At 45.9% G+C, this 19275-nt stretch carries 20 protein-coding genes and 1 other annotated feature; of the genes, 14 read left to right on the top strand and 6 right to left on the bottom strand.

Features of this window, described 5'->3' with window-relative positions:
* Positions 1-157: 157 nt before the first annotated feature.
* Entirely contained in the window at positions 158-739 is a 582-nt protein-coding gene (locus AAIH57_RS08565) for a TetR/AcrR family transcriptional regulator (RefSeq protein ID WP_430021253.1), read from the top strand.
* Positions 740-804: 65 nt separating this feature from the next.
* On the opposite strand, the gene AAIH57_RS08560 is transcribed toward AAIH57_RS08565, so the two are convergent.
* Positions 805-2058 carry a cytochrome P450 gene (locus tag AAIH57_RS08560; RefSeq protein ID WP_430021252.1) on the bottom strand — a complete coding sequence of 418 codons (1254 nt, stop codon included), beginning with the start codon at positions 2056-2058 and terminating at the stop codon, positions 805-807.
* Between the two features lie 106 nt (positions 2059-2164).
* Here AAIH57_RS08560 and AAIH57_RS08555 point away from each other — a divergent pair, with 106 nt between their 5' ends.
* The 4 genes from AAIH57_RS08555 to AAIH57_RS08540 all read left to right on the top strand — a co-directional run bounded on the left by AAIH57_RS08555 (position 2165) and on the right by AAIH57_RS08540 (position 5890).
* Positions 2165-3313 (top strand): YhgE/Pip domain-containing protein, encoded by a 1149-nt coding sequence (locus AAIH57_RS08555; RefSeq protein WP_217506610.1) that lies wholly within the window; start codon positions 2165-2167, stop codon positions 3311-3313.
* A 75-nt stretch (positions 3314-3388) separates the two neighbouring features.
* Positions 3389-3934 (top strand): PadR family transcriptional regulator, encoded by a 546-nt coding sequence (locus tag AAIH57_RS08550; RefSeq protein WP_175399079.1) that lies wholly within the window; start codon positions 3389-3391, stop codon positions 3932-3934.
* Between the two features lie 35 nt (positions 3935-3969).
* The gene (locus tag AAIH57_RS08545; RefSeq protein ID WP_175399078.1) at positions 3970-4278 is read left to right on the top strand and encodes a Dabb family protein; all 309 of its coding nucleotides are present in this window, start codon (positions 3970-3972) and stop codon (positions 4276-4278) included.
* 292 nt (positions 4279-4570) lie between these two features.
* Positions 4571-5890, top strand: a complete 1320-nt coding sequence (locus tag AAIH57_RS08540) for a nucleobase:cation symporter-2 family protein (RefSeq protein WP_430021251.1) — start codon at positions 4571-4573, stop codon at positions 5888-5890.
* A gap of 139 nt (positions 5891-6029) precedes the next feature.
* On the opposite strand, the gene AAIH57_RS08535 is transcribed toward AAIH57_RS08540, so the two are convergent.
* Positions 6030-6479 carry a hypothetical protein gene (locus AAIH57_RS08535; RefSeq protein WP_430021250.1) on the bottom strand — a complete coding sequence of 150 codons (450 nt, stop codon included), beginning with the start codon at positions 6477-6479 and terminating at the stop codon, positions 6030-6032.
* A gap of 221 nt (positions 6480-6700) precedes the next feature.
* Here AAIH57_RS08535 and AAIH57_RS08530 point away from each other — a divergent pair, with 221 nt between their 5' ends.
* The 4 genes from AAIH57_RS08530 (at position 6701) to tyrS (ending at position 10910) form a co-directional block, all read left to right on the top strand.
* Positions 6701-8170, top strand: a complete 1470-nt coding sequence (locus AAIH57_RS08530) for a protein adenylyltransferase SelO (RefSeq protein WP_430021249.1) — start codon at positions 6701-6703, stop codon at positions 8168-8170.
* Between the two features lie 137 nt (positions 8171-8307).
* The gene (locus AAIH57_RS08525) at positions 8308-8766 is read left to right on the top strand and encodes an Imm63 family immunity protein (RefSeq protein WP_175399075.1); all 459 of its coding nucleotides are present in this window, start codon (positions 8308-8310) and stop codon (positions 8764-8766) included.
* 5 nt (positions 8767-8771) lie between these two features.
* Positions 8772-9218 carry a DMP19 family protein gene (locus tag AAIH57_RS08520; protein ID WP_430021248.1) on the top strand — a complete coding sequence of 149 codons (447 nt, stop codon included), beginning with the start codon at positions 8772-8774 and terminating at the stop codon, positions 9216-9218.
* Positions 9219-9310: 92 nt separating this feature from the next.
* Positions 9311-9533, top strand: a binding site (T-box leader).
* A gap of 117 nt (positions 9534-9650) precedes the next feature.
* A complete protein-coding gene (tyrS, locus tag AAIH57_RS08515; RefSeq protein ID WP_175399073.1) occupies positions 9651-10910 on the top strand; it encodes a tyrosine--tRNA ligase in 1260 nt (419 codons plus the stop codon).
* Between the two features lie 141 nt (positions 10911-11051).
* Here the strand turns inward: tyrS and AAIH57_RS08510 are convergent, their stop codons facing one another.
* The 4 genes from AAIH57_RS08510 to AAIH57_RS08495 all read right to left on the bottom strand — a co-directional run bounded on the left by AAIH57_RS08510 (position 11052) and on the right by AAIH57_RS08495 (position 13256).
* Complete coding sequence (locus AAIH57_RS08510; RefSeq protein ID WP_095286418.1) at positions 11052-11330, bottom strand: YxcD family protein; 279 nt, start codon at positions 11328-11330, stop codon at positions 11052-11054.
* Between the two features lie 5 nt (positions 11331-11335).
* On the bottom strand, positions 11336-11839 hold the full coding sequence (locus AAIH57_RS08505) for a hypothetical protein (protein WP_430021247.1): 504 nt from the start codon (positions 11837-11839) through the stop codon (positions 11336-11338).
* Positions 11840-11939: 100 nt separating this feature from the next.
* Complete coding sequence (locus AAIH57_RS08500; protein WP_175399070.1) at positions 11940-12506, bottom strand: PadR family transcriptional regulator; 567 nt, start codon at positions 12504-12506, stop codon at positions 11940-11942.
* 186 nt (positions 12507-12692) lie between these two features.
* Complete coding sequence (locus AAIH57_RS08495) at positions 12693-13256, bottom strand: beta-class carbonic anhydrase (RefSeq protein ID WP_175399069.1); 564 nt, start codon at positions 13254-13256, stop codon at positions 12693-12695.
* A 220-nt stretch (positions 13257-13476) separates the two neighbouring features.
* Between AAIH57_RS08495 and AAIH57_RS08490 the strand changes: the two genes are divergently transcribed.
* From AAIH57_RS08490 to AAIH57_RS08470, 5 genes are all read left to right on the top strand, one after another.
* Positions 13477-14991, top strand: a complete 1515-nt coding sequence (locus tag AAIH57_RS08490; RefSeq protein ID WP_175399068.1) for a carboxypeptidase M32 — start codon at positions 13477-13479, stop codon at positions 14989-14991.
* A gap of 149 nt (positions 14992-15140) precedes the next feature.
* Entirely contained in the window at positions 15141-16145 is a 1005-nt protein-coding gene (locus tag AAIH57_RS08485; protein ID WP_175399067.1) for an ABC transporter substrate-binding protein, read from the top strand.
* A 29-nt stretch (positions 16146-16174) separates the two neighbouring features.
* The gene (locus AAIH57_RS08480; protein WP_175399066.1) at positions 16175-16969 is read left to right on the top strand and encodes an ABC transporter ATP-binding protein; all 795 of its coding nucleotides are present in this window, start codon (positions 16175-16177) and stop codon (positions 16967-16969) included.
* A gap of 41 nt (positions 16970-17010) precedes the next feature.
* On the top strand, positions 17011-17802 hold the full coding sequence (locus tag AAIH57_RS08475; protein WP_430021356.1) for an ABC transporter permease: 792 nt from the start codon (positions 17011-17013) through the stop codon (positions 17800-17802).
* 468 nt (positions 17803-18270) lie between these two features.
* The gene (locus tag AAIH57_RS08470) at positions 18271-19248 is read left to right on the top strand and encodes an aromatic acid exporter family protein (RefSeq protein ID WP_175399065.1); all 978 of its coding nucleotides are present in this window, start codon (positions 18271-18273) and stop codon (positions 19246-19248) included.
* The last annotated feature ends 27 nt before the right edge of the window (positions 19249-19275 follow it).

Raw genomic sequence — 19275 nt, 5'->3', positions numbered from 1 at the left:
CAACGCATCCCATCCTCGCTCAACCGACAATTTGTTCAATGTGTTGTTTAAACGAAGGAGGGAGAAGATTGTCGTATTGGTAAATTCACTTGTTGGCAAAAGTGGAGCTGTTTATAATGGGGACATCACTAGTTTGATGCAAAGGAGTTCTCTGAATATGTCCGGTGTGTTTTCCCCCAACCCCAACGATCCACGGGTGATTCGAACCCGTCAACTAATTGTGAATGCATTCCTAATGCATCTGAATAAAAAAGACTTTTACTCCATTACAATTCGGGATATTACGGAAAAGGCGACCATAAACCGTGCAACCTTCTATGCCCATTTTGCGGACAAGTATGAACTCTTGGAATCCGTCCTCTCATTCGCATTTGAACAATATGTTCTCAATAAAGTAAATGCTCAGGCCCCTCTTACGGAGGTGACCGTGAAACAGCTCATAACTTCCTTATGTAACTATCACGATTCCAGCAACCAATGTATCAAGAAATATGAATCAGTTGCACCGATCTTTGAAGAAAATATTAAGACTCAACTGGAGCAGCTCATCCTTCAGATCATCACAAGGGAAACGGATCAAGCAGAACGAAAAACATTAGCAGACGCTGCCACCATGCTAAGTTGGTCTATCTATGGACTAACGTATCGATGGAATCTTAAAGGCAGACAGGAATCTCCTGCAGAATTAGCTGAGAGAGTTGCACCCTTGATTATGGGCGGAGCTGGTTTACTGAATTGATGAATAAAAGGAAAGAGAAAAAGAGCAGATGATCTGCTCTTTTTTGGTATCCCAATAAATTGTATTTATTTATATAGCTTCATAGGAAGGCTTGTTAAAGACTGCCCAGCTGCAGAAGGCGTTAGATTTTCTTCCAATATAAATCTTTCAACGGGCTCAATTCTTGAGAAGGTTTTTAAGAAAGTGGTCAGTACAATTTTGGCTTCCAGTCTGGCCAGAGGTGCACCCAGGCAGAAATGCGTGCCATATCCAAACGCGAGCTGTTTGTTATTATTCGGACGATGAATATTCAATGTGAATGGATCTTCGAACATATCCTCATCCATATTGGCTGCACTCATCCACGCCACGATCGCGTCTCCTTTTTTGAGTTCAACGCCTAGCAGGTTATTGTCCGCTTTGACCATTCGATCCATCTTGCTGATATGGAAGCGATATCGCAGCATCTCTTCAACTGCATTTGTTACAAGCTCGGGGTTATTTCTCAACTCGGCGTATAGTTCCGGCTTATCATAAAGCAGCGCATAGAAGGAGTTGGCCAACAGGTTGCTTGTAGTTTCTACGCCTGCACCCAGAATGAACATGGTTGTGCGTACAATCTCCTCATCCGTAAAATGATCACCATCGACCTCGACCTGAATCAGATCTGAAATAATATCTTCAGCCAGATTGGTTCGTTTGGACACGACAAAAGGATAGAGGTATTCGAAATATTGTTTTCCGGCCGTTTTTTTCATTTCATTGATCTGCTCGAAGGTAGCTTCCGTTGTTGGCATGAACATGATATCTACCCATTCCTTAAATAGAAGGCGGTCTTCAGAAGGAATGCCAAGCAGGTCGGACATAATGATAATAGGAAACATGCTGGTGTAGGCTTTAACAATATCCACCTCGGACTGAAGGGCAAATTCCTCAATTAGTTCGTCCGCCACAGCCTGGATCCGGGGTTCCCACAGGCGAAGACTTCTTGGTGTAAAGGCAGAAGCAAGCAGAGCTCTACGCTTACGGTGTTCCGGCGGGTCCACATTGTGGATGTCCAGCTTGTCCGGAATATGATGCTGCTGGTTCTCCTTCTCATTATCACTTGAATACCCCACATTGACGATCGATCGTTTTCGTACACTTGAAAAATGTTCGTGATCATTTAATACTGTTTTGACCAGATCATACTTGAATACATGCCAGGAATCGGTTTCCTCATTGTAAACGACAGGTTCCTGTTTCAGCATGTGGCGATACCAATGGTAAGGGCTAAACTCTTCTTCTTTCGATTCGAATTTTGTGATTTCAGACAGCGAAATAATGGCGCTCTTCTTCATTCATCTTACCTCCTTGGTTGGGGTCATTGACAAATATACCAAACAAGAGTACTTTAATTCAAGTAGTTTAAATTATAACAACAAGGTGGAGTAGAGAGTGAAGAACATGCTGAAGCATAAGGGAGTCAAAGCGGGTATATTCATGATTGTTTTTTATCAGATTGTGATGCTTACCGTTTTTATGTCCGGATATAGTGCCATTCCCAAAAACGTAACCAATCTTACGGTTGCGATTGTTAATGAGGACAAACAATCTGGTACCGAATTCGTTCAAAAGCTGCAAGAGCAGCTGCCGTTCAACGTTGTGACCGATAAAACGCTCGAACAGGCGAAGACGGGGCTGGAAGACCGGGATATTCATATGGTGATACGTATACCGGGTAATTTTACGGAGAAACTGTCTGAACAGAGCGGGAAAGCAGAACTGGAATATTTGATTAATGAATCCAATCCAACGACGATTACCAGTTCAATGAAAAGTGTGGCCACAGAAATTACCTCCCAGATTGGAACACAGGTTCAGGCTCAAAGTTTCGAAGCTGTATTGAACGGCATGCAGGTTCCCGCGGAGCAATCCAAACAGATCGTGGAATCCACCACTGGCAAGGTATCCTCCAATATCGTTCTGAGCAATCCGCAGCCTGCCGGCATGCAGAACCAGATGGCACCGATGTTCATCACGATGGCGCTTTATGTTGGAGCCATGATTTATGCGATGCAGAGTGTTGGCGGTATGCAGCAGCTGCGTGGACAAATGGGGAAATGGAAGGCATTCTTTGCACTGCGCGGGACTAACCTCCTCATATCTCTGATTGCGCCGCTGGTTGGCATAGGTATTTACTTTATGGTCCAAGGATACGGAGTGGAAGTGTTTCTGAAAATGTGGCTTGTGCATAGTCTGCAATTGTTCGTGTCGATTGAGTTTACAAGTATCTTCATCATGCTTCTGGGTCAAGGTGGAATGCTGATCAACATGGTGTTTGTACTCAGTCAATCGATTGCCAACGGAACGTCCATGTCACCGGAAATGATGCCTGGATATTTCAAATTCGTCAGCCAAATTACGCCGATGTTCTATTCTACGCATCTGGATTATAATATTCTCTTTGGTGGTGGGAGAACAGCACATTATGCGATTGGATTGGCACTGGTTGGCGTGGGGGCTTTCGTACTCAATGCAGCCATTCATCATTTCAAAAATGCCAAGCAAACCGAACTTGTGCAAGAGTCTTCCCAACAGCCCGCGATGGTATAAAATAAGAAATAAAAGGGTTGGGCTATTTTCTCTAAGAAGCTTTGCCCTTTGAAAGAGCAGAATGGGGGCAGTCACATGTCGATTCAAATATTTATTCTCGGTTCATTAAGTGAGGGGAACTGTTATCCCTATGATATTAAAAAGAAAATTGGCAAACATTTGGATCAGACCGATGCCAAAATTACGGAAGGCACGATCTATTACAATTTTGAAGTTCTGCACAAGAAGGGTTTGATCGAGAAGATCGAAACGATCCAGAGTGAGAATCGCCCAGATAAGACCATGTATGGCATAACCGAAAAGGGGCGTCTCGCGCTGGAAGATAGCATATATAAGGTGTTTCAGAAGTTTACGAACGTACAGTCCCTCTATGCTGCGCTAGTTAATCTGGATAAGGTGGACAATCAAAAGATTGCTTACCTGATTGAAGATATTATTGTGAAACAGAGAAATAAAATCGAGTATATTGAGCAGCAAAAGCCAGAGCAGATTGATGCGAATGAGGATTTAATGGATGCACTCTGGTTGATGAGAGACCATGCCTATCAAACGATTCAGAGCAATATTGATTGGTTGCAGAAGCTGCTTCACCATGTTCAGAGCAGAGTGTTAAAGAATTAAGCTTTTACTCATTTGTAACGAGGGAGGTAAATCGCATGTTCGAACATCTGGTTGTATTCAAATTTAACGATAGCATTACCCCGGCAAAACAGCAGGAATTTGTCTCTCAATTGCTTGCCTTACAAGACGAAATACCAGGGATCATTGATCTGACTGCCGGAATCAACGTAACGGAAGAAACCGACCATATTCAGGGATTCACACTCGGATTGAGAGTGACCTTTGAGGACCAGGAAGCCTTGCGTGCATACGGTCCGCACCCGGCTCATCAGGCATTTGTAGCTTCCTTGAGCGGTTGGGTCGAAAATGTGATTGTAACAGACTTCCCGATTCCCTCGAGATAAGGTGTGGATGAAGGAGAACATATTCCGTTGAATAGGAACAAAAGCTGGCACAGTATGTGCTAGCTTTTTTGATGCCTGACATTCCATGCGAAACATGGTTGTGTAAGAGAATATCACATTTGAAGGTGAAAATTTTGTTTGATGTGCCCAAAACGATGCTTGCTCTTTATCTCCTGTAACAATTATCGTTCATGAATCATGGAACTTCCCGAAATAGTTTATATAATGTGAATCAACATAACATGATTAATTAACTCATGGGGTTGATTCTAATTTCGGGGGGCAAGTGCGGATGAACGAAACGAAAAAGATGAGAATTTTTTCACTGGGGATTCAACATGTATTGGCGATGTATGCCGGGGCAATTCTGGTACCTTTGCTTGTGGGAAGAGCATTAAACCTGACTGCAGAGCAGTTGGCGTACCTGGTATCCATTGACCTGCTAACATGTGGTATTGCAACATGGCTTCAGGCCCGAAAAGGAAAGTACCTGGGCATTGGACTACCAGCGGTGCTTGGAAGTTCGTTTGTAGCCGTTACGCCCATGATTGCCATCGGGTCCCAATATGGGATTCCGGCCATTTACGGGTCCATCATTGCAGCCGGGTTATTTATCGTCATCTGTGCGGTGTTTTTCAGTAAAATCGTTAAACTGTTCCCTCCAGTTGTCATCGGTACTGTTGTAACCATTATTGGTCTTGCGCTTATTCCGACAGGTATTAAAAATATGGCTGGCGGGGCGAATAGTGAAAATTTCGGCAGCTTGGACAATTTGGCTCTTTCATTTGGGGTGCTGCTCTTTATTTTGGTGCTCAATCGGTATGCTCGTGGTTTCGTTAAGTCACTTGCTGTTCTTATTGGCATTATCGTGGGGACCCTCATCGCAGCCCTTATGGGAAAAGTGAATTTCACACCTGTTCAGGAGGCGTCCTGGTTCCACCTGCCACAACCCTTTTATTTTGGATGGCCGACGTTCGAACTGGGTCCGATTATTACGATGATTATTGTCGGTACAGTCGTAATTATCGAGTCCACGGGTGTGTTCATGGCTTTGAGCAAAATATGTGATCAGCCAATAAATGAGAAGGATCTCGCTCGTGGCTATCGTGCAGAGGGCCTCGCGTTTGTGCTTGGAGGCATATTTAATGCCTTTCCATACAACACGTTTGCTCAGAATGTCGGGCTCGTTCAGCTGTCCAAAGTGAAAACAACCAATGTGGTGGTTGCAGCCGGAGGCATTCTGGTCTTTCTCGGACTTATTCCGAAGGTAGCTGCTTTTGCAACCATTATTCCTAGTGCTGTATTAGGCGGAGCGACTGTGGTGCTGTTCGGTATGGTTGTTTCTTCCGGGATTAAAATGCTGCAAACCGTCGACTTCGGCAAGCAATCCAATCTGCTGATCGTCGCTTGTTCCGTTTCGTTGGGGCTTGGTGTTACTGCCGTACCGGATCTGTTTGCACAGCTGCCTCAAAGTATTCGCATTATTGTGAGCGATGGTATTATAACAGGTAGTCTATGTGCCATCCTGCTCAATGTCTTTTTCAACCTCGGCTTCAAAAAAGAAAGCCTGCCCGTTCAGCCAGTAACGGGAACACAGGAGGCACATACCTGATTCAAGCTTAATTGGATTGTCCCTGATTAAAATGAACAGGTCCAGATTGTTTAATTGGTAGGATGAGGATGGACACACTCAACTCACAATTGAACTTTCATGGGCCTTTTGTATGCCGAATGCGATGCAGAGTTTGGCTTTATTTTTTTACTTGCCCGGACAACGCTTCGCCTGTTAAAAGTTCAAATAGTTTAGCAGATTGGGTTTTATCCAGCTGAACATAGGTAGATTGGCTTTCAACAATGATTTCAACCTGATTCTGATTAGGACTGATCCAGAGGTCATATATGACTCTATTGGAAGCCGCCGCGTTTTCATCATTCTCAAAATAAAACTTATAATCAGGCGGACGGATCATTTCCGCCTCAATATTATTTTGCTTAATGGTTGAAGTGATGTCCTTTATCATCTGTACTTGTTTCGGAACGGAAATTTTCCTTATCATTGTGTATCCATGGGCTTCAGCGACACGTTGTTGTACAATTACATAATCCCCATTATATTGATCTTCATCTTCATGTACGGGACAACCAGTGAACAAAATGAGGAATATGGCTATAAATAAGATTCGATGGTTTGTGTATATCAAAATGCCTCCCCTCCCTTTCATTTCCAGACGTTTCTGAAATAGAGAATGTTTCTGTTGAAACATGCAATTGCTGTACAATTATGCTAAAGTTTCATCATGAACATATTACATGTTCTTACCTTGAAATTTCCATGCGACTACATAAATGAGCATTGGTTCACAAAGGCTACATGAATATAAACAGAGGATTTCCTTTGTTGAGGAGAAGGAGTGTGATCCCAATGGAAAAGGCAAAGTTGGATGCAGGTTGGAATTTGGACAATAGTTATGCACGGTTGCCTCAGAAATTCTATACGAGCCAAGGAGCAGTACCCGTTCACTCACCTGAGCTGGTCATCTTTAATGAAGCGCTTGCTGCCAGCCTTGGACTGAATGCAGAAGTGCTGAACAGCCGGGAAGGAGCAGCCATTTTTGCCGGCAATGAAACTCCGGAAGGAGCCGAGCCGCTTGCTCAAGCTTATGCAGGTCATCAGTTTGGTAATTTCAATATGCTTGGTGATGGACGAGCTCTGCTGCTGGGTGAACAGATTACGCCACAAGGCGAACGGATGGATATTCAGCTCAAAGGATCAGGGAGAACCCCCTACTCCCGTGGAGGTGATGGTCGTGCAGCGATTGGACCGATGCTGCGCGAATATATCATTAGTGAAGCTATGGAGGCGCTCGGTATTCCAACAACGAGAAGTTTGGCTGTAGTGACCACGGGAGAAAACATTATTCGCGAAACGGAACGACCAGGCGCAATATTGACCCGTGTGGCTTCGAGTCACATCCGTGTCGCAACCTTTCAGTATGCTGCCAGATGGGGATCCATCGAAGATCTCCGAACACTGGCCGACTACACGCTGGAACGCCATTTTCCTCACATTGCTGCAGATGAAAACCGATACTTGAACTTCCTTCAGGAAGTCATCAAGCGACAGGCTGCTCTTATAGCGAAATGGCAGAGTGTTGGTTTTATTCACGGCGTAATGAATACAGACAATATGGCCATCAGTGGAGAAACGATTGATTACGGGCCTTGTGCTTTCATGGATGCCTACAATCCGGCAACTGTTTTTAGTTCAATCGATACGCAGGGTCGCTATGCCTATGGGAATCAGCCATATATTGCCGGATGGAACCTGGCTCGCTTCGCTGAGACGCTGTTACCCCTCCTGCATAATAATGAAGAAGAGGCTGTACAGATCGCGCAGGATGCCATCTCCCTGTTTTCGGAGCAGTACCACCATTACTGGTTGTCCGGCATGCGTGCCAAGCTAGGATTTTCGACTGAAGAGCCAGAAGATGAAACGCTGATCAAGGATCTTCTGGAACTGATGGAAAAGCATACAGCTGACTACACGAATACGTTCATTGCTTTGACTTTTGACCAATGGGAGAATTCGAGTCTGAACGAAGCACCGGATTTTACGGAATGGCTCGAACGCTGGAAGGCCAGATTAAGCAGACAGTCTGACTCGAAAGAGGCAGTGCAGCAGCGGATGAAGAGCAGTAATCCTGCCGTCATTCCCCGGAATCACAGAGTGGAAGAGGCGCTCGAACGGGCAGAGAATGATGAAGATTATAGTGTAATGCATCAGCTGCTTAACGTACTCAAAGAACCACATGCACATACATCGGAACAGAAAGAATACGCTGCACTGCCTACGACGTGTGATCCGTCTTATCGTACATTCTGCGGCACCTGATCGTTAATGTACATCGGAATCAAATAAAAGTGTTAGAAAAACAAGTTGTATGATTTTGAAGGAGCTGCCACTGGCAGCTTTTTCACCATTTTTCCAAATGGATTACAAATAGATGAAGAGTAGGTGAGTGCTTAACCATGTCAGATGTGCTGCCCAAGCAGGAATTGGTGCAAAAGCTTCTTCAACTGTTATCACGCACAGATTTTGGGGGAGAACACAGCGAAAAATATGCTAATCGCCTTTTTGACCCATTCAAATGGGAAGGCGTTCCTTATGTTGAAATTGAGCGTGGAAAATACGTAGTTACCCTATATGAACGCGGGTTTCCGATGTTGGAAAAAAGGCTGGACCAGACTGATGAGGTTATCTACTGGCTGCTGGAAGATATTATTTTTACCTGTGTACATGTAGAGACGTTAAAAAAGTACAATGTTGATAATATCCATACCCATTTGCAATACACGAGCGAATTAAGGCAGGAAATGAACAAAAGGGTTACGGAAGCTTTTCAACAGATGGGAAATCCATATTTGCATTGGCACCAAACAGGTAAACGTCAGGAACTTGAAAGCATGCAAACAGGAAGAAGGGAGTAAGGGGCATGACGGAGCAAGATATCCATGATGTGTGGTATGAATATGCGACAACCTTTGTCGACAAAAAGAATGAATCTGAGCTTGGATGGGACGGGTTGACCCCTCATGAACAGGAGATTACTGCTTTATGGCTGTTAGAAGTGGATGTCTTTAACGGCGGGTTCATCCAATTTTTCTGCAACTGGGGTGAAGAAACGTATTTATATGTTTTACGGGCATTACATACGATTGGTGCAAATCAGGTGCGAAACATCCTTAAAGAACAGTATGGCTGCATTGAGCATTTAGCCGATGATGAAAGACTGTCTGCATTATGGGATATCCCACGCTTTCTTACGCCGGAAGAGGAACAGCGGTTGGACAAGCTGGATCAGCAATTTTGGAATAACGATGATCAGATTGCGCGTAAGGCATACGCTTATTATCATGGAAAGCTAGGTATTGAGGCATAATAAAATGGGTTGTTAGTGATCATTCGCTGAGATTGAATACTGGCTCTTGCAATGACTTTGACGTTCGGCTATACTGGCTATAATCTAATACATGAATTACGTTGATGGAGCGCAGTAGCGGCTTTGTCCCTGTTACAGAAAGTCAGGGGTTGATGGAACCTGATACATACAAGGGCTGCGAATTACACTCTGGAGTACTTGGGTAATGCCAAGCGGAATGGGCAAACGATATATTGCCAAAAGCGGTATGGACTATGCGCAAGCAGCTGTTCATGCAAGTTGGGTGGTACCACGGTTATGATAATCGTCCCTGTGTCTAATGAAGACAAGGAGGCGATTTTTTTGTGTCCAAAAAAGCTGCTCCGATGTGTTTTCGCCATTAACGTAGACCATGACTGAGGAACGATAAGTAGAGAAAGGGGTTGTTTGTAAGTGAATATTATTGATGAACTTGAATGGCGCGACGCCATTAACCAACAGACGGATGCGGAGGGGCTGCGTGAGCTGACCGAAACGAAATCGATATCCTTGTACTGTGGTGTTGACCCAACGGGAGACAGTATGCATATCGGCCACCTGATTCCATTTATGATGCTGAAACGTTTTCAGCTTGCTGGACATCGTCCGGTGATCCTGATTGGTGGAGCTACAGGCACCATTGGTGATCCAAGTGGACGTCAATCCGAGCGTTCGTTGCAAACGCTGGAACAGGTACAAGAAAACGTAAACGCGTTGACGGCGCAGATGAAAAAACTGTTTGTTACCGAAGGTGACAACCAGGTTCGCATGGTAAACAACTACGACTGGACCCATCAAATTAATGTCATCGAGTTTTTGCGTGACTACGGCAAGAACTTTAACCTTAACACCATGCTCGCGAAGGATGTTGTTGCGAGCAGACTGGAAGGCGGAATTTCGTTCACCGAGTTCTCTTACCAGATCCTGCAATCCCTTGATTACCTGCACCTGTTCCAAAACGAGGACGTGCAGCTGCAAATCGGTGGTTCCGATCAATGGGGGAACATCACGAGTGGTCTGGATCTGATCCGCAAAAAAGAAGGAGCTGAAGCCAAAGCTTTTGGTCTGACGATTCCTCTAATGCTGAAAGCAGACGGCACTAAATTTGGCAAGTCTGCAGGCGGTTCCATCTGGCTGGATCCAAATAAGACAACACCATTTGAATTCTACCAGTTCTGGGCCAATACAGATGACCGCGACGTCATTAAATACCTGAAATACTTTACGTTCCTGAGCAAAGAGGAAATCGACGCTTTGGCTGAAAAGGTGGAAACGGAGCCGCACAAACGTGAAGCACAGAAGACGCTTGCCGAAGAAATGACGAAATTTGTTCACGGGGATGAGATGCTGGAGCAGGCTAAACGTATTACTGCAGCACTCTTCAGTGGAGATATTCGTTCCTTGACAGCAGACGAAATCGAGCAGGGCTTCAAGGAAATGCCGACATTTGAAACCGGCGGCGAAGCCAAAAATATCGTGGACTGGCTTGTGGATCTTGGATTGGAGCCATCCAAACGTCAGGCTCGTGAAGATATCACTAAAGGTGCCATCTCCATGAACGGTGAGAAAATTACGGAGCTTGAATTCACTGTTTCGGCTGAGCATGCGATTGGTGGCAAGTTCATCATTATCCGCAAAGGCAAGAAAAATTACAGTTTGGTGAAGCTGAAGTAGTAGCGTACAGCTGCATGAATATCTTGGGAAGGGATAACGGATGTTCAACTTTCCCAAGGAACACAAAAAGGCCGTCTCCATTGATGTCAATGACATTATGGAGACGGCCCTTTTTATAATCCATCCGCAAATGGCTTATGTTTATTGATTTACGATGGCTGTAATTTCTTCGTCCAGATCAAGTCTGACGTTCTCGCGGTAAGCCCGGATGTTGTATTCACTGTGCAGGTAGCGCAGGATGGCTTCAATCATATTGGATTCAACCAAGTATTGACTACGGCCTTGAATCCAGACTTCGGCGGAATATCCAGTGTCCTCTTCCCAGCTCAGTTCCACATTCACATCGGTCGGACGTACCCCTTTTCGTTCAGCCATGTGAAGACAGATCGCGTTAACAATCTCATCCATGCTTAGAACCATAACGATTAGTACCGTCCGTTTCTGTTGCGGTCATCATCATCACGATCATTGCGACGGTCATAACGACCATCTGCTGCCGGTTTACGGCGATTCGTGATGGCTCTGAAGAGTGCCATAGCGAGCATAACGATCAGCATGATTGCAGCAACGTTTACGAGTAATCCAAGAATGTTACCGAGAGCTCCCATGCCGCCGAACAATCCGCCGAACAGCATACCTGCCAGACCACCCAGCATCATGCCTTTCATGAATCCACCGCCACCGCCGAAGAATCCGCCACGGTTTGTTGCAGCTGCGCCAGTACCCGATTTGTTGGAGTTCGATTGACTCACATTATTATTTGAGTCCGATTTCTTAGGTGTATTGGTATAACTTTTCGTACCCGATTTGAAACCGCCACCACGTCTTGCATCAGCAGAATCCGGATTCGCTACTCCAACTGTTGCGAACAACAGGGTAAATGCCATAAAAACCATCATCAGATGTTTAATGCCAAATTTTTTCTTCATTGTAAAGATCGTAACCCCCCGATTAAATTGTGTGATCGCCCCTAAAAATGGGCCTTACTCATGTAATACGGTCTACATGCAGGAACGTTTCAAATTTTTTTTAATTTTCCGAAATAATCGGACAAGGGTCCTGAATGGCTGCCTGACCATCGAGCAGCTGAGTAACCCAGTTACACCATTCAAGGCCAGTCTGAGCGTTCATTAATCCTTTTTGAACCAAAATGTAGCTCCCGAATTCCCGATTGCCTACACGAAGGTTATCCTGAGGGATGCGGGACTTCAGATCCTCAAAATACCGGATTCGCTCCATAAACCAGTTTTTGCGTTCATTCAGAATCCGTCTCATGCTCCCGTCTTCCGCTATGCCGACACACAAGATACGCAAATTGAATTCGTCTCGTGTAACGGGCGCTGTAACCGGAGTGATCATCCAGTCGAGCAGCTTTTCAATACCTTTTTCCGTGACTGCATACATTTTTTTGTCCGGTTTGTCAGACTGTTGCACCCAGCGGGAAGATAATAGCTCATCATTTTCCATCTTGGACAGGAGCGGGTAGATCTGACTGTGTTTCGCTTGCCAATGAGGCTGAATTTTCAGCATCAGATCATAACCAGACGACTCCTCGCGGGTAAGCAGCCCGAGCAATCCGTAGGAAAGTATGTTCATGCACATGTCTCCTTAATATTAGGGCTGGGCCAGTGAAAACAAAGGATAATGTCTTCATTGACCGCTTTCATAAAAGTGTACACTGAAACTGTATGGTTTGACAACCTGACAGACTAACTGCCTCAATTTAGACAAAAAAAGAGTGCGGACCCTGAGGTCCGCACCCAAAACCATTTAGAGAGATGCCTATTGCTCGTAACCCTCTGCAACAAGATCAAGTTCACCTGTGTAGGAGTCAATGACCATGCCGTGAACGGGTACGCCCGGTGGAAGCAAAGGATGTTTCTTGATGACTTCCACAGTATGTTTTACCCCTTCTTCAACACTGTCAAACCCGCGCAGCCACTTGTTTAGACGAATACCCGAGTTCTCTAGTGTGGACATAACTTCTTCGGATACACCGCGCTCAACCATGTGTCCGATCATGGTCTCAGCATGGAGGGAAGCCATGCCGCATTCCGTGTGTCCCACAACCAAAACTTCGTCAGCCCCGAGCTCATAAATGGCGACAAGTACACTACGCATAACACTACCAAAAGGCTGAGAAATAATTGCGCCTGCGTTTTTAATGATTTTCACATCGCCATTTTTCAGATTCATGGCCTTCGGCAGCATTTCAACCAAACGGGTATCCATACAGGTGATGATGGCCATCTTCTTGGTTGGAAACTTGCCAGCCGTATACTTTTCGTATTCTTTGTTCTCGACAAATGATTTGTTGTACTCCAAAATCTCTTGAATGTTGTTCATGTCCATTGCCTCCTGTTATCCAATACGATGAGCACGGCTGCTTGCATCGGTATGCAGCTTGTCCTACGCCCTATCCTTGATTATACCACGTTCAGCAAATGACAGGATGCTTAATACATCAGAATCAAGCCATTTACCTCTGTTAAAAGTTGATTATACGCATTGCAAAAAGTATCATCAATAGGGAAACTAAACATTTTTGGAGAGGTGAACGATAACAATGGAACAACAATCACTGGAACATCTAGACTCATTCCGTAATTTGGCCCGCAAAATCAAAAGTTATCACGAAGCCATTGGTTTGCTTCATTGGGATCTGCGCACAGGTGCGCCGAAAAAAGGCGTTCCGACTCGCTCGGAAACCATCGGCATGTTATCTACCGAAGCGTTTAAGCTTCAAACTTCGGTTGAGATGAAAACTTATCTGGACACGCTGACCAATCCAGAGGTACTGAAACAGCTGGAGGATACAGACCGCCGCCTGGTGGAGGATTGCAAGAAGGAATACGATCGCAGTCAGTCCGTGCCGCCTGAGAAGGTACAAGCATACACGGTACTCACGGCCAAATCGGAAACGGCTTGGGAAGATGCGAAGCATAACAGCGATTTTGATGGTTTTTCCCCGTATCTGACAGAGATCGTGAAACTCAAACAGGAGTTCATTGACTACTGGGGCGTGAAAAACACGCGTTATGATACTCTGCTTGACATGTATGAGCCGGATCTGACGGTAGAGAAAGTAGATGCTGTATTTGCACGTTTAAAAGCACGCTTGGTGCCACTGCAGGAGAAAATCAACGCTTCCGAGAACAAGCCGAATACCGAATTCCTGAACCAGCTGTTTGATACGGAGCAGCAGGAGAAGTTCAGCTTGTTTATTTTGGAACAGATGGGTTATGACTTTGATGCCGGAAGACTGGATGAGAGCGTTCATCCGTTCGCGACAGGACTTAACCCCGGGGATGTGCGAATTACCACCAATTATTTGCAGGATGATGTGACGAGCGCCGTATTCAGTTCCCTGCATGAAGGCGGGCATGCCTTATATGAGCAAAATATTGACGAAAGTCTGGCAGGTACCCTTTTGGCTGAAGGAACGTCCATGGGCATTCACGAATCCCAGTCCCGTCTCTGGGAAAATATGATCGGCCGCAGCCGTCCGTTCTGGACACGCTACTACAAAGATTTGCAGCAGCATTTCCCGCAATTAAGCGAAGTGGCACTGGAAGACTTCTATCGGGCAATCAACCGTGTTGAAAGTTCATTGATCCGTATTGAAGCAGATGAACTGACGTACAATCTGCATATTATTATTCGTTATGAGATTGAGAAAATGCTATTTAACGAAGGACTGGAAGTCAAGGATTTGCCGGAGACCTGGAATGCCAAGTACAAAGAATATCTTGGCATTGTACCTCCAAACGATGGTTTAGGCGTGCTTCAGGATGTACACTGGTCCGGTGGTGATTTTGGTTATTTTGCTTCGTATTCCCTCGGCAATATGTATGCTGCACAGATTCTACATACATTGCGGAAGGAAATGCCGGAGTTTGATACGCATATCGCTGAAGGTAACCTGATTCCGATTAAAGAATGGTTAACCGACAAGATTTACCGTTACGGTAAAAGTCGTACGCCTTCCGAACTGATTCTCGCCGTGACGGGAGAAGAGCTGAATCCAGATTATCTCGCTGACTATCTGGAAGCGAAGTATACCGAAATCTACAAACTATAAGACAGCACAAATGGATGAGCAGGAACTTAAAGAGAGCTGGGCATATTGCCTGGCTCTTTTTTTGGTGTGCAAGTTCTTAACCTTTTGCTGGGCAGCGGCATATTCATAGTAGAGAGAAACTGCTGAAACCAGCGAAGGAGGTAAACAGCATGAAGTACACGCCCTGGTTTATCCGGGCCATCGTTATTTTGCTGATTATTATTGTGGCACTCACGAGCTGCAATGAAGAGAAAAATGAAGCGAAAATTACGATTGGTGAGGTGACCCGTTCTGTATTTTACGCACCGGAGTATGTAGCCGTGGCCCAAGGATTTTTTGAAGAGGAGGGGCTGGAGGTCGAAATCCAGACAACCGCTGGTGGTGACAAAACGATGGCTGCCTTGCTTGCAGGCTCAGTAGACATCGCTCTGGTAGGAGCGGAGACATCCATCTATGTCTATCAGCAGGGAGCCGAAGATCCGGTCATTAACTTTGCTCAGTTAACCCAGACCGACGGAACATTTTTGTTTGCACGGGATGCGGAAGCCAGCTTTGATTGGAACCAGCTCAAACAAAGCACCTTCCTCGGACAGAGGAAAGGCGGGATGCCGCAAATGGCGGGGGAATTCACGCTGAACAAACATGGCATTGATCCGCAGAATGATCTGGAGTTGATTCAAAATGTCGACTTTGCCAATATTGCTTCTGCGTTTGCGTCAGGCACAGGGGACTATGTACAGCTGTTTGAACCACAGGCATCCATCTTTGAACAAGAGGGTCGTGGAAAGGTCGTTGCATCATTCGGGACCGAAAGCGGACATTTGCCTTACACGGTGTTCATGACTAAACAAAGTTATATCAATGACAACAAGGAAATGGTGCAGAAGTTTACAAACGGGCTGCACAAAGCGCAGGCCTGGGTAGATTCCCATTCGGCTGAAGAGATTGCCGAGGTTATCCTCCCTTACTTTAAAGACATTGACCAATCCATCCTAGTTAGTAGTATTAACCGCTATAAAGAACAGGGGACCTATGCAACCGATCCGATTATTGATGAAGAAGAATGGAACAATCTGCTGGACGTGATGAGTGCCGCCGGCGAACTTGAGCAGCGGGTGGATTCACAAACGATTGTGGATAACACTTATGCGGAACAAGCGACGTCATCGAAGTAACCAGGCATTCAGGAAAGGAAGGGATATGTGTGCCTGAATCCGATACGGTGATAAGACTGGAAGGAATTTCGCAAGTGTATGTCAGTGAGCGTGAAGCAACATTGGTCATCGAGGATCTGAGTCTTCAGGTGAAAAAAGGAGAATTCGTCAGTCTCGTTGGTCCGAGCGGATGCGGCAAAACAACAATATTGTCCATCATTGCCGGACTGCTCACTCCGACTGCCGGAGAAGTAAATATTAAAGGGAAACTGGTTGAAGGCCCTTCCGCCCAGATTGGTTATATGCTGCAGCAGGACTATCTGTTCCCATGGCGTACCATTCTGGACAATGCGCTGATTGGACTTGAGCTGACAGGCAGGCTGGATGAACGGAGCCGTAGTCGAACACGCGAATTGCTGGCAGGTATGGGGCTCGCAGGAACCGAGAATTTGTATCCTTCAGAACTGTCCGGAGGCATGAGACAGCGTGTCGCGCTCGTACGGACACTGGCGACCGAACCGTCCTTGCTGCTTCTGGATGAGCCGTTCTCTGCGCTCGATTACCAGACCAAGCTGCAGCTGGAAGATCTGGTGTCGGATACGCTCAAGGAATCCGGGAAAACATCGGTGCTTGTCACACATGACCTCTCAGAAGCCATTGCGGTGAGTGACCGCGTTATTGTTTTGGATCGCAATCCTGGCCGTATTCGCAGGGAGTTTATCATACCGGAAGGAATTCGAAAGGTTCAGCCTTTTTTTGCAAGAGAACAAGAAGGTTTCAATGAGCTCTTTCAGGCGCTGTGGAGTGAGCTGGAACAGTCTGGAGGAGGTGAGAAGAACGGGTGAATCAGATGAGAGAGAAGCAGGAAATGCGCCGCGATGAATGGATGCAGAAGCTGCACCAAAGCCATATTCAGCAGGTCGCCAAATGGCGCCGCAAGGTGCTCTTGGTACAGCTGTCCCTTCTGGTCTGCATGTTTTTGTTGTGGGAGCTGGCAGGGAGGCTGCGCTGGATTGATGTGCTCTTGTTCAGTTATCCGAGCAAAGTTTTCACTCAAATCGGCAAGGACATCGCCAGTGGCGAAATTTGGGCACATGTCGCGGTAACCGTGGGGGAGACGGCCGTAGGCTTTTTGCTGGGGACGCTTGTCGGAACGCTGCTTGCGGTCCTGATCTGGTGGTCTCCTTTTTTGTCCAAAGTGCTTGATCCCTATATGGTCGTATTCAACAGTATGCCTAAGGTTGCGCTGGGTCCGATCTTTATCGTCATGTTTGGTGCGGGCTTTACCGCTATTGTCATGACTACGTTGTCCATTACGGTGATCATCACCACTCTTGTTGTGTATAACAGTTTCAATGAAGTTGACGACAATTACATCAAGGTGATTCGAACATTTGGCGGCGACCGGTCCGTGATTTTCACCAAAGTTGTACTGCCAGCTTCTTTTCCCGCAATTGTTTCTACATTAAAAGTAAATGTGGGCATGGCCTGGGTCGGCGTTATCGTGGGTGAATTTTTGGTTGCGAAACAGGGACTGGGGTACCTGATCATCTACGGTTTCCAGGTTTTCAATTTTACCCTGGTGCTGTCGAGCCTGCTGATTATCGCGGCTGTAGCTACAGCAATGTATCAGATTGTAGTGTATGTAGAGCGCAAACTGCTGGCAGGACGCAGGTAATATCAAGTATAGGTTAATATATAATAGCGGTTCATGCTATGTATATAATTTCACAAGGGGTGTCACGTTGCCCGATACAGTAAAATCAAGTACCATACTATTACGAATATTCCGTGTAGTCCTTCATGAATGCGATGATTGGAGGAATGGTCCTGCGGCTTCTGTCGCGTGGATCAAAATGGCCAGCGTCCCACACCCGGGACGTATTATTGTGACCGGCATGCATGGGCATGTCGGTTGATGCTGTTTATCTTTTTCAGCGTGATTGAACAGGCTTGTCCATCACTTCTGTAGTTTTCTTTTTTTCAAGAAATGGGAAATGGTTTGCAGCAAGGTGTGTAATACTAGGTATGACGAGTGCGGGCTAACAAAGTTTTGTTAGAGGCATGAAGCTGGACAGGCATTCTACCGGATGGGACAAAGAGCTGGCTAGGATGCATAAACAGCTTAGAGGAGAGGGAATGAGAAATGGGTTTTAGGGTTATCAAAACCGCAATTGCCGCGCTGATGGCTGTGCTGATTGCGGACTGGTGCGGCTTGCCAGGACCAACATCGGCAGGATTGCTCGCGATTCTTGGTGTCGATGTAACGAGAAAACGAAGCATACGCACAATTTCAGCGCGATTCTTTGCTTCCGTTGTAGGACTTTTGTTTGCAAGTGTACTTTTTCACTTTCTAGGCTTCCACTATTGGGTTCTGGCCGTGTACATACTGATTGCGTTTCCGGTTATTGTTCGGGCCGGATTCAAGGAAGGCATTGTGACGGGTTCCGTTGTAGTCTTTCGCGTCTTTAGTGGCGGGGAGATGGACGTTCAGGTTATTTTGGTACAGATTGCTTTATTGCTGATCGGTCTGGGATCGGCGATGGTTGTTAACCTGGCCTACATGCCTGCAGCAGATCCGCAGATGCTTCAGATTCGCAAAAGGATCGACGAATTATTTTCGGTGATTTTCAAGGAGTTTGCCGCTACGCTTCGTAATCCCAATGAAGTGTGGGCAGGGAAAGAATTGATCGAAGCCGACAAGGCTGTTCTGGGCGGAATAGAAGCGGCCAAGCGTTCGCTTGAGAATCAGGTGATTCATCCGAACGAAGAATGGAGCGTATACTTTTACATGCGAAAAACGCAGCTGGACTCCATCCAGCACATGATGCATCTGGTATCCCAGATTTATCAAAAGATGCCCCATGCCGAAATGGTGTCAGAGCTGTTTGACCAGCTCAGTCAGGATGTGCTCACGGAATCTTACACCGGACGAACCGAAAAACTTCTCGCAGATGTGCAGGAAGAATTCAAGCGGATGGAGCTGCCGGATACAAGGGAAGAATTCGAGATTCGTTCCGCGATTCTCCAGCTGTGCCGGGAACTCGCGCTGTATCTGAAAATTGCGAAGAAGGACAAAGCGCCTTCCCCGATGACAGACCGGTCCCAATCTACAAACGAATAATAGAAAATAGTTGTCACCCTAGACGGA

This window comes from Paenibacillus sp. MABNR03 (genome assembly GCF_050455445.1).
Lineage (GTDB): Bacteria > Bacillota > Bacilli > Paenibacillales > Paenibacillaceae > Paenibacillus > Paenibacillus xylanilyticus.
This window is presented reverse-complemented; position numbering and strand designations above follow the sequence as displayed.

Excerpts from the sequence above, each read along its gene's own strand:
- AAIH57_RS08475 (WP_430021356.1), top strand. The coding sequence starts at position 17,011 with ATGCAGAAGCTGCACCAAAGCCATATTCAGCAGGTCGCCAAATGGCGC.
- AAIH57_RS08530 (WP_430021249.1), top strand. The coding sequence starts at position 6,701 with ATGGAAAAGGCAAAGTTGGATGCAGGTTGGAATTTGGACAATAGTTAT.
- AAIH57_RS08560 (WP_430021252.1), bottom strand. The coding sequence starts at position 2,058 with ATGAAGAAGAGCGCCATTATTTCGCTGTCTGAAATCACAAAATTCGAA.
- AAIH57_RS08470 (WP_175399065.1), top strand. The coding sequence starts at position 18,271 with ATGGGTTTTAGGGTTATCAAAACCGCAATTGCCGCGCTGATGGCTGTG.
- AAIH57_RS08545 (WP_175399078.1), top strand. The coding sequence starts at position 3,970 with ATGTTCGAACATCTGGTTGTATTCAAATTTAACGATAGCATTACCCCG.
- AAIH57_RS08565 (WP_430021253.1), top strand. The coding sequence starts at position 158 with ATGTCCGGTGTGTTTTCCCCCAACCCCAACGATCCACGGGTGATTCGA.
- AAIH57_RS08500 (WP_175399070.1), bottom strand. The coding sequence starts at position 12,506 with ATGAACATACTTTCCTACGGATTGCTCGGGCTGCTTACCCGCGAGGAG.
- AAIH57_RS08525 (WP_175399075.1), top strand. The coding sequence starts at position 8,308 with ATGTCAGATGTGCTGCCCAAGCAGGAATTGGTGCAAAAGCTTCTTCAA.
- AAIH57_RS08550 (WP_175399079.1), top strand. The coding sequence starts at position 3,389 with ATGTCGATTCAAATATTTATTCTCGGTTCATTAAGTGAGGGGAACTGT.
- AAIH57_RS08485 (WP_175399067.1), top strand. The coding sequence starts at position 15,141 with ATGAAGTACACGCCCTGGTTTATCCGGGCCATCGTTATTTTGCTGATT.
- AAIH57_RS08495 (WP_175399069.1), bottom strand. The coding sequence starts at position 13,256 with ATGAACAACATTCAAGAGATTTTGGAGTACAACAAATCATTTGTCGAG.
- AAIH57_RS08540 (WP_430021251.1), top strand. The coding sequence starts at position 4,571 with ATGAACGAAACGAAAAAGATGAGAATTTTTTCACTGGGGATTCAACAT.
- AAIH57_RS08555 (WP_217506610.1), top strand. The coding sequence starts at position 2,165 with ATGCTGAAGCATAAGGGAGTCAAAGCGGGTATATTCATGATTGTTTTT.
- AAIH57_RS08490 (WP_175399068.1), top strand. The coding sequence starts at position 13,477 with ATGGAACAACAATCACTGGAACATCTAGACTCATTCCGTAATTTGGCC.
- AAIH57_RS08510 (WP_095286418.1), bottom strand. The coding sequence starts at position 11,330 with ATGGTTCTAAGCATGGATGAGATTGTTAACGCGATCTGTCTTCACATG.
- AAIH57_RS08520 (WP_430021248.1), top strand. The coding sequence starts at position 8,772 with ATGACGGAGCAAGATATCCATGATGTGTGGTATGAATATGCGACAACC.
- AAIH57_RS08505 (WP_430021247.1), bottom strand. The coding sequence starts at position 11,839 with ATGAAGAAAAAATTTGGCATTAAACATCTGATGATGGTTTTTATGGCA.